13 protein-coding genes are annotated in these 14,953 nt (G+C 40.8%); 4 read left to right on the top strand and 9 right to left on the bottom strand.

Annotated features, from left to right (window positions below):
* Positions 1–10 precede the first annotated feature (10 nt).
* Together ACIROD_RS11520 and ACIROD_RS11515 are read left to right on the top strand one after the other, a co-directional pair.
* On the top strand, positions 11–847 hold the full coding sequence (locus ACIROD_RS11520) for a TIGR03943 family putative permease subunit (RefSeq protein ID WP_402940883.1): 837 nt from the start codon (positions 11–13) through the stop codon (positions 845–847).
* Between the two features lie 286 nt (positions 848–1,133).
* Entirely contained in the window at positions 1,134–2,291 is a 1,158-nt protein-coding gene (locus tag ACIROD_RS11515; protein WP_402940880.1) for a C40 family peptidase, read from the top strand.
* A gap of 673 nt (positions 2,292–2,964) precedes the next feature.
* On the opposite strand, the gene ACIROD_RS11510 is transcribed toward ACIROD_RS11515, so the two are convergent.
* The gene (locus ACIROD_RS11510) at positions 2,965–3,168 is read right to left on the bottom strand and encodes a hypothetical protein (protein ID WP_101224336.1); all 204 of its coding nucleotides are present in this window, start codon (positions 3,166–3,168) and stop codon (positions 2,965–2,967) included.
* A 972-nt stretch (positions 3,169–4,140) separates the two neighbouring features.
* Entirely contained in the window at positions 4,141–5,814 is a 1,674-nt protein-coding gene (locus tag ACIROD_RS11505; RefSeq protein ID WP_402940876.1) for an alpha-keto acid decarboxylase family protein, read from the bottom strand.
* A gap of 247 nt (positions 5,815–6,061) precedes the next feature.
* On the opposite strand from ACIROD_RS11505, the gene ACIROD_RS11500 reads away from it, so the two are divergent.
* The gene (locus tag ACIROD_RS11500; RefSeq protein ID WP_402940873.1) at positions 6,062–7,462 is read left to right on the top strand and encodes a sigma-54 interaction domain-containing protein; all 1,401 of its coding nucleotides are present in this window, start codon (positions 6,062–6,064) and stop codon (positions 7,460–7,462) included.
* An 87-nt stretch (positions 7,463–7,549) separates the two neighbouring features.
* Here the strand turns inward: ACIROD_RS11500 and cobT are convergent, their stop codons facing one another.
* From cobT to ACIROD_RS11480, 4 genes are all read right to left on the bottom strand, one after another.
* On the bottom strand, positions 7,550–8,596 hold the full coding sequence (gene cobT / locus ACIROD_RS11495; protein WP_402940870.1) for a nicotinate-nucleotide--dimethylbenzimidazole phosphoribosyltransferase: 1,047 nt from the start codon (positions 8,594–8,596) through the stop codon (positions 7,550–7,552).
* Between the two features lie 131 nt (positions 8,597–8,727).
* Complete coding sequence (gene lepB / locus ACIROD_RS11490; RefSeq protein WP_402940867.1) at positions 8,728–9,264, bottom strand: signal peptidase I; 537 nt, start codon at positions 9,262–9,264, stop codon at positions 8,728–8,730.
* Between the two features lie 251 nt (positions 9,265–9,515).
* Entirely contained in the window at positions 9,516–10,223 is a 708-nt protein-coding gene (locus ACIROD_RS11485) for a nitroreductase family protein (protein WP_230177184.1), read from the bottom strand.
* Positions 10,224–10,337: 114 nt separating this feature from the next.
* On the bottom strand, positions 10,338–10,754 hold the full coding sequence (locus tag ACIROD_RS11480; RefSeq protein WP_101224342.1) for an RrF2 family transcriptional regulator: 417 nt from the start codon (positions 10,752–10,754) through the stop codon (positions 10,338–10,340).
* Between the two features lie 275 nt (positions 10,755–11,029).
* Between ACIROD_RS11480 and ACIROD_RS11475 the strand changes: the two genes are divergently transcribed.
* Positions 11,030–11,983 (top strand): bile acid:sodium symporter family protein, encoded by a 954-nt coding sequence (locus ACIROD_RS11475; RefSeq protein ID WP_101224343.1) that lies wholly within the window; start codon positions 11,030–11,032, stop codon positions 11,981–11,983.
* Positions 11,984–12,034: 51 nt separating this feature from the next.
* Here ACIROD_RS11475 and ACIROD_RS11470 read toward each other — a convergent pair whose 3' ends face one another.
* The 3 genes from ACIROD_RS11470 to ACIROD_RS11460 form a co-directional block, all read right to left on the bottom strand.
* Positions 12,035–12,301, bottom strand: coding sequence for a hypothetical protein (locus ACIROD_RS11470; RefSeq protein WP_402940862.1), 267 nt, complete (start codon positions 12,299–12,301; stop codon positions 12,035–12,037).
* 138 nt (positions 12,302–12,439) lie between these two features.
* Positions 12,440–13,750 (bottom strand): amidohydrolase family protein, encoded by a 1,311-nt coding sequence (locus tag ACIROD_RS11465; RefSeq protein WP_402940859.1) that lies wholly within the window; start codon positions 13,748–13,750, stop codon positions 12,440–12,442.
* Between the two features lie 189 nt (positions 13,751–13,939).
* The gene (locus ACIROD_RS11460; RefSeq protein WP_402940856.1) at positions 13,940–14,917 is read right to left on the bottom strand and encodes a zinc-dependent alcohol dehydrogenase family protein; all 978 of its coding nucleotides are present in this window, start codon (positions 14,915–14,917) and stop codon (positions 13,940–13,942) included.
* Between the last annotated feature and the right edge of the window lie 36 nt (positions 14,918–14,953).

Below are 14,953 nucleotides of genomic sequence, written 5' to 3'. Positions count from 1 at the left end.
GGTGTTTTATATGGGAAGATTATTCATATTACTTGGACTTACTTTTTTATTCGTGCATTTACACGCCTCAGGGAATATATCGAAATACATCAATATGGAATATTCTTATATTTCACAAATTGCCATCTATATATTGGCTATTTTCACGTTAATGGGATCCTACTTATATTTTAAAGAAGATAATCAAGAAGAATGTGTTGATTGTCAGTGCGGACATGATCACTCCCAGGAAAACAAGAAATGGAAAAAGAACCTTACTTACTTCCTTTACGTCATTCCCATTTTAACCGGTCTCTTTTTGCCTGTTGCCACTATGGACTCGAATATCGTAGAAAAAAAAGGATTTCATTTCCCGGTATATGATGACTCAGATGAATATAGCCAGCATCAATTTCTGCAGCCGGATACGAGTCTTTATTATGGCAAGGATGACTATTTAACTTTAATGGATCACTCGCTCAAAGACTTAGTTGACCATGATAGTCTTCATTTAACCGATGAAAACTATCTAAATGACTTAGAGGCCATCTATTACTCTCCTGGAAAATTCACGGGCAAACAAATTACGTTAACCGGGTTTTCGTACAATTCGGATGAGCTAGCCAAAAACCAGGTATTCCTGTTTCGTTTTGGAGTCATTCACTGTGTCGCAGACTCTGGGGTATTCGGTATGCTGATCGAATTTCCCGAAGGTATGCATCCAAAAAATGATGAGTGGTATTCCGTGACAGGAGAATTGGAATCCATTTATTATCAGCCATTCAAGAAAACCATTCCCCTGCTCAAAGTATCATCACATAGTAAGATCGCAGAACCTGACGATCCCTATGTTTATAGACAATATTAAAAAATTAATCATGGAAAGGTAAAGATATTATATTATTCTTACCTTTCTTTTTAATTACCTCAAAGCTTCCATTTATGAAATCTCTTTTAGCCTAGTTATCTCTTTATGCGATATTAAGGATCCTGCCCATCCACTTGATTCCACTCAATGTGACAGATCTGCAAAATAACCTGAGAAATGACGAAAAAGTTGAATTTTATTTAAATGGGTCATGTTTTTTATATGCCTTACCTTTATAATATAAATGCTACATATTTTTTTACCACATCAGGAGGAACTTTCCTAAATGAACAATTCGAAAAACTCTTTCATTCTTGCAGGAACCATTATAGGTACCCTTATCGCCGGCACTTCTGCCTATGCTGGTTCTTATCAAGTTAAATCAGGGGACACCCTTGATAAAATCTCTAAAGCTAATAATACAACTGTCCAACAATTAAAATCTCAAAACCATTTGACTAGTAACCTTATTTTTCCCGGCCAAATCTTGAAATTTAATACTCTTAACACTAAGAATATAGATAAAACCGAAAAATATGTAGTTAAACTGGGGGATACTTTATCTAAAATTGCTAAAAGATACAACCTTTCACTTAGTGCCCTGCTTAAATTAAACACTAATATTTCTAATTCGGATCGCATTTATATTGGCCAATCCATCCGTGTTTCCGGACAAGCTCCTGCATCCAGCTCTACGGCCAAAACAAATGCTACATATACAGTCAAATCCGGAGACACCCTGGACAAAATTGCAAGAGTCAACAATATGACTGTCCAACAATTAAAGTCTAAAAACCATTTGACTGGTAGCCTTATTTTTCCCGGTCAGGTCCTGAAGGTTAATACCCTTACCAGCACTCCGGATAATAATAAAAATACAACAGACGTTTATGTGGTTAAATTAGGGGATTCCTTATCAACCATCGCTAAAAGATATAACCTTTCCCTTAGTGCCTTACTTAAAATAAACCCTAATATTTCTAATTCAGATCGTATTCGTATAGGCCAAACCATCCGTGTTTCAGGGAAAGCCTCGGCTTCTTCAATTAATAAACCGTCCAAATCGACCAAAGCGGATCAAGTTCTGGCAGCTGGTGCTAAATACATGGGAGCCAAGTATGTTTACGGTGCGAGCACTTCGCGGACTGACATATTTGATTGCTCTTCGTTCACATTAAGGGCATTCAAAAGTGCAGGTATTTCCTTGCCTAGAAATTCAGTGGCACAATCACACGTTGGTACAGCTGTATCTTCAAAAGCCCTTCAAAAAGGGGATTTAGTATTTTTTGATACCAATAATGATGGAGTAATCAACCATGTAGGAATTTATGCCGGTAACGGTCAAATGCTGAATGCTTCTACATCTAAAGGAGTATCCTACGCTAACATTAACAATTCTTACTGGGGACCTAGCTTTGTGAAGGCAGTCCGAGTTCTTAACTAAATGTGATGGCAGTAAACGATAAAGAGCAAAAAGCGTGTTTTGATAAAAAAGATCAAACACGCTTTTTGTGTATGATAATGTCAAATAGCCGCCAACTGGTGTTATGGCTTATACCCCTTCTCATCCTCACTAGCGCATTAACCTTTGCATCCCATAATCGCATAATTAAGTTGTTTATTGATACGGACTCCTTCCAAGCTGGATAATCCAAATGTGGTTTGTTATTCATAACTGGAAATGAAATGTTATTATTTTTTATTCGTTAAAGTATTAAGTCTTTTTTTATAATTGATTTTACGATTAAAAATACTCAACACACTTAAAAGTTATTGCAAGACATACAAAATAAACTAAACCTTCACTAGTAAACCCAAATTTATAAAAGATAATCGTAGCAATGATAAACACACCAGTTAAAAGCATTTTATAAGACCAATACTTACTAAGTATCATCACCTCTTTTTTCATTTTAATAATCTGAATAGGTAGTTTTAGTTAAAACTCTTCACTTAATAATATACAAATTTAAGCTAACCTTTTTTATCCCCTCTTTCCTCATACCTCGCGCATTAACCTTTGCATTTCCACAATCGCATAATTCAGTTGATTACTGATACGGACTCCTTCAAAGCTGGATAATTCCTTTCGTTGGGCTATTTCATCCTTCTTTTTTCTATGAAAGGTAATCGTTTGTTGTAATAACCAAGCCTTTCTTAATAACATTTTCCTCACCTGCCTGTTTTGTTAAATGCCTTTCCTGCATTTCAACTTGCTTTCTATGGACTTTTTCTTCTATAAGATCTATGAACGGCTGATTATTGTTGAGATTTTCTTTATTCGACTCTATTAACCGCGCTAATGATACATTTTTACGCATTTTTTGTGCCTCCTTCTCTACAGAAATTGTTAAAAAGAATGGTTTTCTCTACTTAGGAGAAATATTTTCCCTATTACTTAGTGACATTTTCATAATACTATTAGTTTAAAAATTCTTGGTTTCAATTTTGAAATGACAAGTACCAATACTGGTATTGTCACTCTGGAACTTGCCATTCTTGTCCTTGATCGGGCCGTGCAGTATCTAGATTACCAACAAAAAAAGGCCTTCATCACAGAAGACCTTTTAAGACTGTATATTAATAAGAAGAGCAAGTTCGCCTACTGTTTCTACTAAAAAAACGTTCCAGCTTCATTTAAGAATCCGCTCCCTTTCCGCTGACTGTCTGCCAAGCTACATCTAAGCAAGCGCCTGTGGTGTCTCGGCCAGCCAGTTATTCGGCAGGTGTGTCGCATAATTCTTCTATCCAATAACGGTTACAGTAAAAACCATCAAGGCCGGAGCAAGGTATTCGAACATCTGCACTGTCTTGGGCCGTTGACACAGTTTATCGGCCTAAGCCTCACTGTATTCGGTCGTACATGCACTGGATTCGACCTATCCCGGACAGTATTCGACCGTTGAGGCACTTTATTCGACCTACCCCGCACTTTATTCGACCGTTGAGGCACTTTATTCGACCTACCCCGCACTTTATTCGACCGTTCACGAATTTTTTTCGACTTTCACCTCATTATTCGGACTCCGAAACCCATTTTGTCTCCACACTCGATGAAGAGCAAGTTCGCCTACAGTTTCTACTAAAAAAACGTTCCAGCTTCATTTCAGAAATCCGCTCCCTTTCCGCCGGCTGTATGCCAAGCTACCTCAAAGCAAGCGCCTGTGGTGTCTCGGCCAGCAGTTATTCGGCAGGAGTGTCGCATAATTCTTCTATCTAGTGAGATTCATAAACAAAACATAAAGTATATATTCTAGTGTTTAAATCAGGAGTGAGGGAATTTCGTACATGAATTACTTTAGTTTCTCTTGCTCTTCAAGGTACTGCCTTATTTTTTTCAAATAATCCGGTGCATCCATTTGATCTTTCACGACCAGCTCTATAAGGCAAAGTTTATCGGCGTTCATGTCCTGAGCATTTGTAATGGCATCATCCAGTTCACCATTCGTCTCGACTCTTGCTGTAAATGCCTCTTGACCAAACGCTTCAGCCAGTTTTGTATAATCCCACTCTGGTATTTCGTTGTATTTCTGTTTTTCTATATCGACTTTTACGTTTAAGAATTTTTCAATCGTATAGCCGTTATTGTTGAGGATGAACACGATGGGCTTGCAGCCGTTCTCCAGCATCGAGCTTATTTCCTGTACTGTCAGCTGAATCGAGCCGTCCCCGGTAAACAAAAGAACACGCCGGTTTCTATCCGCTATACAAGCTCCGAAAGCTGCGGGCGTCGCATAACCGATGCTTTGCCAGCCTCCCTGAGCAATATAGGTCGCCCCTTTCGGCAATCTGACCTGTGACATGCCATAAGAGAATGTTCCTGTTTCCGTGACCACAATGTCATTTTCCTTCAACATTTGCTGAATTCGAGGATAATAGGAAGCCGCTTTCAGTGGTGCTGACGGGTCTTCCACCATTGTGTCATACGGAAACGAGATGTTTCCGACAGATTCGTTCTGCCGGTAGCCAATGTCCTGGAGCGCACTTAGAATTTCCTCCGCCATGACATTCATATAACTGGCTTCCCCCACTTTTAAAGTGTCAGGTTGAATTTCCACCATTTTCAACGGGTCAAGCTTTGCTGTACCTTTGGAAGTATTGACGTCTGACCAAACAGCACCAACGGCTATGATGAAATCCGCTTCTTCAACAGTCCGAGTTACATCCTTACTTCCGAAAGCTCCGCCGTATACACCAATATACTGGGGGTGGCTCTCATCAAACCCGCTTTTCCCCTGCATTAATGAAGCAACTGGAACATTTAATCTCTCAGCGAGCTGAAGTACAGGTTTCTGCAAGTTATAGCGAAGTGTTTTTACGTCGACAAGCAGAACCGCTTTATTTACATGTTCTAACATACCCTTTATATGCTTTACTGCTGACTGCAACGCATTGACATTCGGTTTGGCCGCATTCTCATAAGCCTCACTGTGGGAAATCAACGGTTTTTCAACGAGATCGATAGCCACTACCAAATAAACCGGCTTTTTCTTTTCTTTCGCGATTCGGATTGCAGCCGGTATCTCCCTAGCCGCGTTTTCCGGTGTAAGGATCGCCGTATAACCGGTGATATGCTCATAAACCTTACGGAAAACATCAAAATCTCCGTCCATTAACGTATGATGGGCAAGCTCCTTCTCCTGTTGCATCATGGACTTTGGCGAGCCGACAATATGTATGAGCGGCACATTTTCACTGTACGCGCCAGCGATTGCATTACATGCGCTCATTTCACCGACACCAAAGGTGGTGATCAGTGCCGACATGCCCTTCACCCGGGCATATGCGTCCGCTGCATATCCAGCATTGAGTTCATTTCGTCCATTAATAAACTCAATCCCATCGTAATCTTCCAAAGTATCTAGCAATGAGAAATTATAGTCTCCAGGCACACCAAAAATCTCTGTAATGCCTTCTGCTTTTAAGCAGTCGTATAAAAATTGTCCCAAGGTTCTCTTCAAAGCCAATTCAATCACTCCTTCAAATCGATTACTCTATACTTTATTTATACCCAAACATATGTAGGTTAACCGTAAGTAAGGCAGTTCGCTACTCTATTACTCTAGTTTTAGCTTTGATGTATGAAGTGAGTGATTATCGCAGGCATGCTTTCATAAATGATTCAATTCCAAATCAAAATATCTGAAAATTCTTGATTCACCTCTGATTTTGATTTATATTTGAATCACTGGAAAGTGGATAAGGGGGAAAATGATGAGTGATAACAATGTTAAAAGAGTTTTGGAATGCATCATCAACACTTCCAATAACAATATTACCGTGACCGATGAAAAAGGATTCATTTTATTCACGAATCCTAACCATTGGTGGATATATGGAATCGAACCAGAACATTATCTTGGGAAATCCGTTTACCAGCTCGAAACGGAAGGAATCCTTTCACCGTCGATTTCCGCCATGGTATTGAAAGAGAAAACACCTGTCCAGATCATGCAGCAAACGAAGACGGGAAAAATCGTCATGTCGACTGCCTACCCCATCTTTGATGAGGATGGTGAATTGATTCGTGTCGTCAGCTATGCCCAAGATCAAACTGAAATAAGGAACCTCCAGGATCAGTACGGTCAATTGGAGAAAAAGATTCAAGAATACCAATCGGAGGTCGAGGAACTTAGGGAACAGGAGGAGCTGATCTATCGCAGTAAGGAAATGCGGCAAATCGCCAAAACGATACACCGTGTTTCCAAAACGGATGCGACAGTCATGCTTCTTGGGGAATCCGGTGTAGGAAAAAGCGTATTTGCCCGGCGGCTGCACAATCAGAGTTACCGCAGCAAAGAGCCATTCATCGAAGTCAACTGCAGTACCATCCCAGAAAGTCTCTTTGAATCCGAAATGTTTGGATATGAAGCGGGATCTTTCACCGGTGCGCAGAAGCAGGGGAAGCAGGGGCTGGTGGAGCAAGCAGATAACGGAACCTTATTTCTGGATGAAATCGGGGAGCTTCCCCTGGATATGCAAGTGAAATTATTAAATGTCCTGCAAGAGAAGACCTTTAAAAGAGTGGGCGGGAAAAAAGAGTATAGGATAGATTTTCGGCTTGTGACTGCAACCAATCAAAACCTTGAAGAAATGGTGGAAAAGGGAACATTCAGGCTAGATTTGTATTACCGCTTAAATGTGATTCCGATCCAAATACCTCCATTACGCGAAAGAAAAGAAGACATTGCCATCTTAATCAATCATAATCTCGAAATTATCAACAAGAAATACAAGACAGATAAGAAGTTGCACCCTTCCACTTATGAAATACTGATTCAGCATAAATGGTCAGGAAACGTTCGTGAATTGGAAAACCTGATTGAACGGCTCATTTTGACCTCGGAAGACTCCATCATTTTCCCAGGCTTTCTCCCCTCCCATTTCCATGGACAAGAATCTTTGGAGAAAATAGATGATACCCTAATAATCGACAATATGATGGTTGATGATAGTGATCTCAATACCGCCCTCGAACAAGTCGAAAAATGGATGATGATGAAAGCGAATAAACAATGCAAGTCCACATATGAAATGGCTAAATTCTTAGGTATCAGCCAGCCTTCCGTCGTCAGGAAAATGAAGAAATATAAAGAACACCTGCCCATTAAGTAACAGCGGGATGAGTGTATATTTCAATGCAGTATCCACCTTTTTAACCTGTATAAATAGGAGACCAGCGTATCGAAGGTCTCCTGTTTCTTATTTATTTGACACGCCTGCAGATTCAAATGTTGCCATTTCTTTAATGACCAATGTCGCTGCCTTAAGGATGGGGTATGACAGGGCAGCCCCTGTTCCTTCCCCGATTCTCATTCCCAGGTCGAGGATCGGCTCCTTGCCAAGCAGTTCTATGGCCGTTCTATGACCAGGTTCTGCAGATCGATGTCCAACAAACATATAATCGACTGCACGTCCGGAAATCAGGTTTGCCAATACAGCAGCCGTGGTTGTAATGAAACCATCAACAAGAATCGGTATACGGTTATTCGCTGCAGCAAGCATGGCCCCTGCCATACCTGCAATTTCGAATCCACCGATATTCATTAAAATGTTGATTGGATCATCAGGATTGGGATTTCTTAATGAAATCGCTTCCTCAATTATTCTTCGCTTATGTAAAATGCCTTCTGAATTCAATCCTGTTCCCTGCCCCACTAGTGATTCGACGCTTTTCCCGCTTACGATGGAGATGATGGCGGTACTGGATGTCGTATTTCCGATTCCCATTTCACCAAGAATCAGGCAGTTCACACCATGGGCAATCATTTTCTCTGCACGCTCATATCCAATTTCAAGCGCTTGAATTACTTCTTCCTTTGTCATCGCCTCTTCCTTATAAAAGTTTCTAGTTCCATTGCGGACTTTTCTCGAAGTTAACCCTGGTGCCTCGATATCTGCATCGATCCCTATATCGACAATATCCAAGTAAGCGTCTATCGCCCGGCTTAATACATTGATTGCGGCACCGTCATTCAGGAAGTTGAGAGCCATTTGTTCCGTCACTTCTTTTGGATAAGCCGAAACCCCTTCTTCCGTAATTCCATGGTCGGCCGCAAACACGATAACCCCCGGTTTCGAAATGTCTGGAAATGCCTCTCCTGTCATCTTGGCCAGTTCGATTATCCATTCTTCAAGCCGGCCTAAACTTCCCTTAGGAACCGTCAGCGAATCGACATGTCCTTTAACCTGCCGTCCCATTTCTTCATCCAGCATCGGGATGGAGATGGCAGCTAACCCATTCGTCATATTAATACCCCCACAATCCAAAATGAAAAACCTTAACCACAGGAAAAGGTTCTTATCCATCATCTGCTATAAATACAACTTAGTCCACATAATTATCCTCTAAGCTTTCACTTGTACTTACTGTGTTCAATTCACTTCGGCACTCCCATTTCATTAAGTGGGTAAATACGAAATTTCACTTTGCCCACAAGTGATTCTTCAGAAATAAAACCAAATCTTCTTCCATCCCAACTGTTCCTCCGATTATCCCCCATGACAAATAAATGACCCGCAGGTACCTTGGATTTCCCAAGTAAATCACTCAGGCTGAAATTCTCCGTCAGATTTTCTTCAGGCGGAATTTCCCCTTTTTTTGTTTTCAAATATGGTTCCGTATACTTTTTCCCATTGATATATAAGACATCATCTTTCATTTCGACACTGTCACCTGGTAAACCGATCACCCTTTTTATATAATTCTCTTCAGCGTCCGGAGCATAAAATACAACCATATCGAAGCGCTCCGGCTTTCCGATTTTAGCTACCACGATCCGGTCATCATTCTCATAAGTCGGCTCCATTGATTCACCTTTTACTGTGACTGGCGTAAATAAAAACTGTTGGCAAATGAACACGATCATTAAAGCGAATAAAATGGCTTTCAACCACGAAAACACTTCACTTTTCATAAGGACTCCCTCCCATCCATTGTGAACGGCTAAACCAATTATTGGCTTTCAGCGCAATTCTTTAGCTCTGCTTATCCCCATAAATATCCTTTTGCGGTCGGGGACTTTCGAGGTGACTTTCCAAAGAAATATATGGAAAAATTGTAACATATCCATTTATCGCTTGCGAGATTAAATCATTTTCAATGCCAATCTCAAACCATGAAAAAAAGGATAGCAAATTTCAGCTATCCTCTTACTACGTTCTTTCCTCAGTATTTATTCCAAGTCAATATAGTATCGAGTGGCAAACGAACTTTTTCAAACCCTGCTTTAGTTCCTTTTCCAATGGAAATTAACATGACAGGCTTGAAGTTTTCCGGTACATTGAATGCATCGACAAATTTGGCTTCATCAAAGCCTCCCATTGGTACTGTATCGTATCCTTTTGCTTTTGCAGCCAACATGATCTGCATGGAAACCAAGCCACCGTCAATCATGGCTACACTTAAAGCCTTTTCAGCAGAAAAGTTTCCGTAATTATGCAGAATAGAGGCTACATATGGCTCTTTGATTTCATTCTTCATGATCCCTTTATTGACTAATTCACCATAAATCCGCTCTGCATTTTTGTAACCTTCAATATCAGCTAAAACGGCAATGACAGCAGATGCGTCGACGATTTGTTGTTGGTTATTTGCGATGGGAAGCAATTCTTGCTGGGTTTGCTTATCTTGAATCACAAGGAATCTCCATGGCTGCAAGTTGGAAGAAGATGGTGCTTGAATCGCAATATCCAGAATTTCACGAATTTCTTCTTCAGTCATCACGTATTCAGGATCGTACTGGCGAACAGATCTCCGTTCATTTGCTACCGTAATGAAATCCGTATCATTAAGGACTTTGGGCTTTTCGACCGGTATATTCAATTCTTTCGATTTATTTAGGTACTCTTCTTTACTCATTATATTTTTTGTCATTTATAATGACCTCCATTTAACTGTATTTAATACAGGAACAGTATATAATGCATACTGTTCTTTTGTCAAATACAGTTTAATAAAAACGAAACCTTGTCAGTTTCGTTTTTCACATTAAGATTTTGATAGTAAGTCAGCAATCGTCTTTTGTTCCAAGCCGTGTATAATCCAGCTCTCCATCTCGTTTTTCAAACCGCATAACGCTTCTCTAGAAGATGGATGAAAGCATTTTTTATCATTCACATCAAGAAAGCCTTTTGAGAAAGGTTCCGATTTAATCGCAGAGTATATGTCTGCAAGAATGATTTGTTCGGGATTTTTGGCAAGTGAATATCCCCCATCCCTGCCCTCCTTCGCTTGAATCAGCCCGGCCTTCACTAAATTACTTAATATTTTTCTAAGAAAACCTGACTCCGAATCAAGCTTATCGGCCAATTTATTACTATTACATAATCCATCATGATCAGCAAGAACAAGCAGGGCTTGTACGGCAAGACTAAACCACATAATACTGGAAACCTTTTCTGACATTTCTTTCACCTCTCTCCTCTACTTTAAACTATTTTTCAATGAATATACAATGATGCATCGAACAATCCTGCCTAAAACCTCTTTTTAATGAACCCTCCCTCGTCGGGGAAAGCTTGAAGCCCTTTTGGAACGATGCGAGTTCCAGGGCAGTGATAGTAATCTTTTTTAAAAATCCAAAAAAGATATAGACAAATTTCTTGTCTTACAAATTATATTTTTAGGAATATGGTAAACTTACTTAATAGAATTTACTTTACTCAGGAAGTGGATGAATCATGCTGAAAACAATAAATGAACAAATGGATAAAATTATGCCCCTTATCACGCCGATAAGCGTGGTTATTGGGGTATTATTGGCCGAACACCTAATGGATTACACCTTTCTTGTCCCATGGATATTTGCCTTCATTACCTTTTCCGGAAGTTTAGGCTCCAACTTTGAATCTCTTAAACAGGCAGTCACCCACCCTTTACCTGTTTTCATCGTATTGATCATCCTTCATATGCTTATGCCTGTTTGGGCTTTTGGACTCGGCCATTTAGTGTTCCATGGTGATGCTTTCACGATAACCGGCCTAGTCCTGGCTGTAGTGATTCCAACCGGTGTCACCAGTATGATCTGGGTATCCATTTATAATGGGAATGCCGTACTTGCCCTAACGATCATCTTGATCGACACCCTACTCTCGCCATTCATCGTTCCATACAGTGTATCCCTTTTTGGAGGCGGTTCGATCGAAATGGATTTAGGTTCGATGGTGAAAGGATTAATCGGTATGGTCGTTCTTCCCTCCATGCTTGCCATGTTCTTGAATCAAGCTACAAAAGGGAAGATACAATATACACTATCCCCCCGCTTAGCTCCATTTTCCAAGATAAGCGTTGGAATCGTAGTCATATTGAACAGTTCAAAAATCGCGCCTTACTTAACCCATTTCGATAAGAAATTAATGATCATGGCCTTCTTGGTTTTGTTCATAGCTGCTTCTGGGTATGCCATTTCTTGGATGGTCGGGGCATATTTAAGATGGGATAAGGCGGATATCATCACTTTGACATTTACAGGCGGCATGCGAAACATCAGTGCGGGAGCCGTTCTTGCAACCGCCTATTTCCCTGCTGCCGTCGCGGTACCCGTTGTACTTGGGATGCTTTTTCAACAAATGCTTGCCTCCTTTTTTGGCTATGTCATGGAAAGGCATTTCCATCGTGATGTGAATGAAGGGTGAGCCGTCGAAACAACATGATTGGAAGATAGTGTATAATCATTACATAGATCTTCATACGGTGGTGAAATTCATGATCCATGCTGTCAAAGATTTTTTATCCAGCTGCTTGCTGATTACCAGTTGGTTAATATTTGGGGTCAGCAGCATTTTTTTCGTCTTTTCGTTTTTTACCGTTTTTGCCATACCTATTTTCTTATTAATATTTTTTATCGGCTTCCTTTGTTTCCATATTTCCAAGAAACTTGACTCACGACGGGTTTCTAAGTGTTGAGATCTATTTATTCTACAATACTGGCGGTAAATTTTTTTGAATGCCATTTGACACGAATTATCCCCTACAAATTTATTCCGACGTGCAACCAGATTAATTGACCTACAACCAATTTTCGTCGCTTAACTTAATCCATAAAAAAGGAGCTGCAAATGGCAGCTCCTTTTTTTGTTCTCACATCTGCATTATCGTGATAAGGTACCTTGCAGACGATTTGTTTCGGCGATTACTTTTTCTTCATCGATCGTTAAGCAGCGGCCATCTTTCACGACGTTTTTGCCATCAATGTATACATCACATACATCATTTCCGCGTGCTGCATAAAGCAGGTGCGAATAGGCTTCACTCAATGGCTGAAGATGTTCTTTGTCATATGGGTAAATGGTGATGAAATCTGCTTTTTTACCAGCTTCCAGTGATCCTGTATGACCCATGCCTACTGCTTCGGCACCCATTCTTGTGGCCATGGCGAGTGCCGTTTGGGCAGGGAATTTTGTGGCATCCTTATACATTCCTTTTTGCAGTAATGCAGCCGTCCTCATTTCTTCGAACATATCAAAGTTGTTATTGGAGGCAACGCCATCTGTTGCCACTCCCACTTTAATGCCTTCATCAAGAAGGCTGACGACATCTGCTATTCCAGATCCGAGCTTCAGGTTACTGATTGGATTATGGGCAACGCGAACATCATGCTGTTTTAGGATTGCCCGCTCTTCATCATTGAGAACCACTCCATGTGCCATCACGGTAGGCTGATCGAACAGCCCTAGACGGCGAAGGTGCTCGACAGGACGGGATCCGTAACGTTTTTCGATGTCGAGGATTTCAAAGTCCGTTTCCGATACGTGAATGTGCACCATCAAATCATTCTCTTTTGCAATCCGTGCACTTTCCATAATCGCTTCAGGTGTGCAGGCATATGGGCTATGTGGTGCGACCATTGTAGTCAGGCGGCCATCGGCAAACGTTTTATAGTTTTTTGAAAACTGCTCAGCTCCCATGAGGTTCGCCTTTTGATCTTTTTCCGTACCCAAGCTGAAGATCGTGTAGGAAAAGGCTCCCCGCATTCCTGTTTCGCCTATCGTCTCCATGACAGCACCCGCATCTATTCCATTAGGATTAAACATATCCGAAAATGTCGTGGTTCCTGATTTCATCATTTCCATGATGCCAAGCTGTGAACTTACAGAGGCGATTTCCGTTGTAAACTGGCTTTCGATCGGCCATATTTTCGTTTCAAGCCATGGCTTCAGCAGCATATCGTCCCCGATACCGCGTAAAAGGGTCATTACAATATGCGAATGGGCATTCACAAGGCCTGGCATAATCCATTTCCCGCCAAGGTTGACCACTTGATCTGCATCTGCCAATTGTTGTTCATCATGCTGGCCGATGTAGGATATGGTATGATCTTGTACAATCATCATGCCGTTTTCAAAGATTTGATTTTCCTTGTCCATAGTAAAAAATGTAGCATTCACATATATTGTTTTCATAAGTATTTCCTCCAAAGTCGTCACATGTATTAACATGTTCTATTCCGCATTCTAAACTAGCACCTTACATGTAATCAAGTAATTCCATATTATCAAGGGACATTTCCATTTACCTTAGGAACCTATTGGAAGTGCTCCAAGATGAATGCTTCTTCAATTACCACCACATAGTGGATGCCTATTGCAAAATCAATTGCTTAAAAATATCTTCCCTCTATTGCCTGTGACAATCATGGCTTCTTTCACATCTTGAAGACCATAGTAGGAATCCGGCATCATGAATTTCAACCTTTTATCAGCGATGAACCCCATCAAAAGATTAAACGTTTCATGCCAGGTTTGAACGGAAGCCTGCTGATTCCAATGCCGAAGATGAAACATTTTAACATTCACTTTTGTCCTTTCGGAAATTTTTGCCCAATTCACAGACTGTCCCGATAAAAGGCCAATCGTTAATAAGATGCCATTTGGCCGAACGCAAAAAGCGAGTTCTGAGCCATCGATGCCGCCCACTGAATCTATGGCCGCTTTCGCTCCGCGCCCATCCGTCATTTCCATCACTGTATCATGCAATGATGATCTTGACGTATCGATCACATATGAAGCACCAAGTTTAAGCAGTTCTTCCGTATACTTATTGTTTCTCGTTGCAGCAATCAGCTTAAATCCAAGAATTCTGGATAACTGGGCAAAGATGCGGCCAATGGAAGATCCGCAGGCATTTACTAGTAAAACATCATCCGGTTTCAATGTTAATACTTCTGTACAGATTAGCCATGCGGTTATCGGGTTTATATATAATTGCGCTGCTATATGGTCCTCAAGTGAATCTGGAATGACTATGGCCAGCTCCGCAGATGTTTTAACATAATCCTGCCAGGTCCCTTCACCGCGCAAAGGCAGAACACGCTTGCCTATCAGTTCTTTCGAAACCGAAGCACCCACCTCTTCGACAATGCCGACCCCTTCATAACCAGGTATGGAAGGCAAGGGAATTCGGTGAGAATATGCACCGCGAATGGGCAGCAAGTCAGACGGGTTAACGGGACGTGTGGTCATCCGAACGAGGACTTCCCCGTTTAAAGGTTTTTGAATAAGTTTATTTTCAACTTTTAAAACCTTTTCCGGATTCCCAAACTCATAGAATTTAACACATTTGGCTTCCAAGATACTAAGTCTCCTTTAATATATATGTCTATCTAT

It is taken from the genome of Peribacillus sp. NPDC101481, from assembly GCF_044767165.1.
Classification (GTDB): Bacteria; Bacillota; Bacilli; order Bacillales; family DSM-1321; genus Peribacillus.
The sequence above is the reverse complement of the archived record's forward strand: the minus strand, read 5'-3'. Positions and strand labels throughout refer to the sequence as shown.

Bases quoted from the DNA above. Each gene is read 5' to 3' on its own strand.
- ACIROD_RS11520 (WP_402940883.1), top strand. From the start codon at position 11: ATGGGAAGATTATTCATATTACTTGGACTTACTTTTTTATTCGTGCAT.
- ACIROD_RS11515 (WP_402940880.1), top strand. From the start codon at position 1,134: ATGAACAATTCGAAAAACTCTTTCATTCTTGCAGGAACCATTATAGGT.
- ACIROD_RS11510 (WP_101224336.1), bottom strand. From the start codon at position 3,168: ATGCGTAAAAATGTATCATTAGCGCGGTTAATAGAGTCGAATAAAGAA.
- ACIROD_RS11500 (WP_402940873.1), top strand. From the start codon at position 6,062: ATGAGTGATAACAATGTTAAAAGAGTTTTGGAATGCATCATCAACACT.
- cobT (WP_402940870.1), bottom strand. From the start codon at position 8,596: ATGACGAATGGGTTAGCTGCCATCTCCATCCCGATGCTGGATGAAGAA.
- lepB (WP_402940867.1), bottom strand. From the start codon at position 9,264: ATGAAAAGTGAAGTGTTTTCGTGGTTGAAAGCCATTTTATTCGCTTTA.
- ACIROD_RS11485 (WP_230177184.1), bottom strand. From the start codon at position 10,223: ATGACAAAAAATATAATGAGTAAAGAAGAGTACCTAAATAAATCGAAA.
- ACIROD_RS11480 (WP_101224342.1), bottom strand. From the start codon at position 10,754: ATGTCAGAAAAGGTTTCCAGTATTATGTGGTTTAGTCTTGCCGTACAA.
- ACIROD_RS11475 (WP_101224343.1), top strand. From the start codon at position 11,030: ATGCTGAAAACAATAAATGAACAAATGGATAAAATTATGCCCCTTATC.
- ACIROD_RS11470 (WP_402940862.1), bottom strand. From the start codon at position 12,301: ATGGCATTCAAAAAAATTTACCGCCAGTATTGTAGAATAAATAGATCT.
- ACIROD_RS11465 (WP_402940859.1), bottom strand. From the start codon at position 13,750: ATGAAAACAATATATGTGAATGCTACATTTTTTACTATGGACAAGGAA.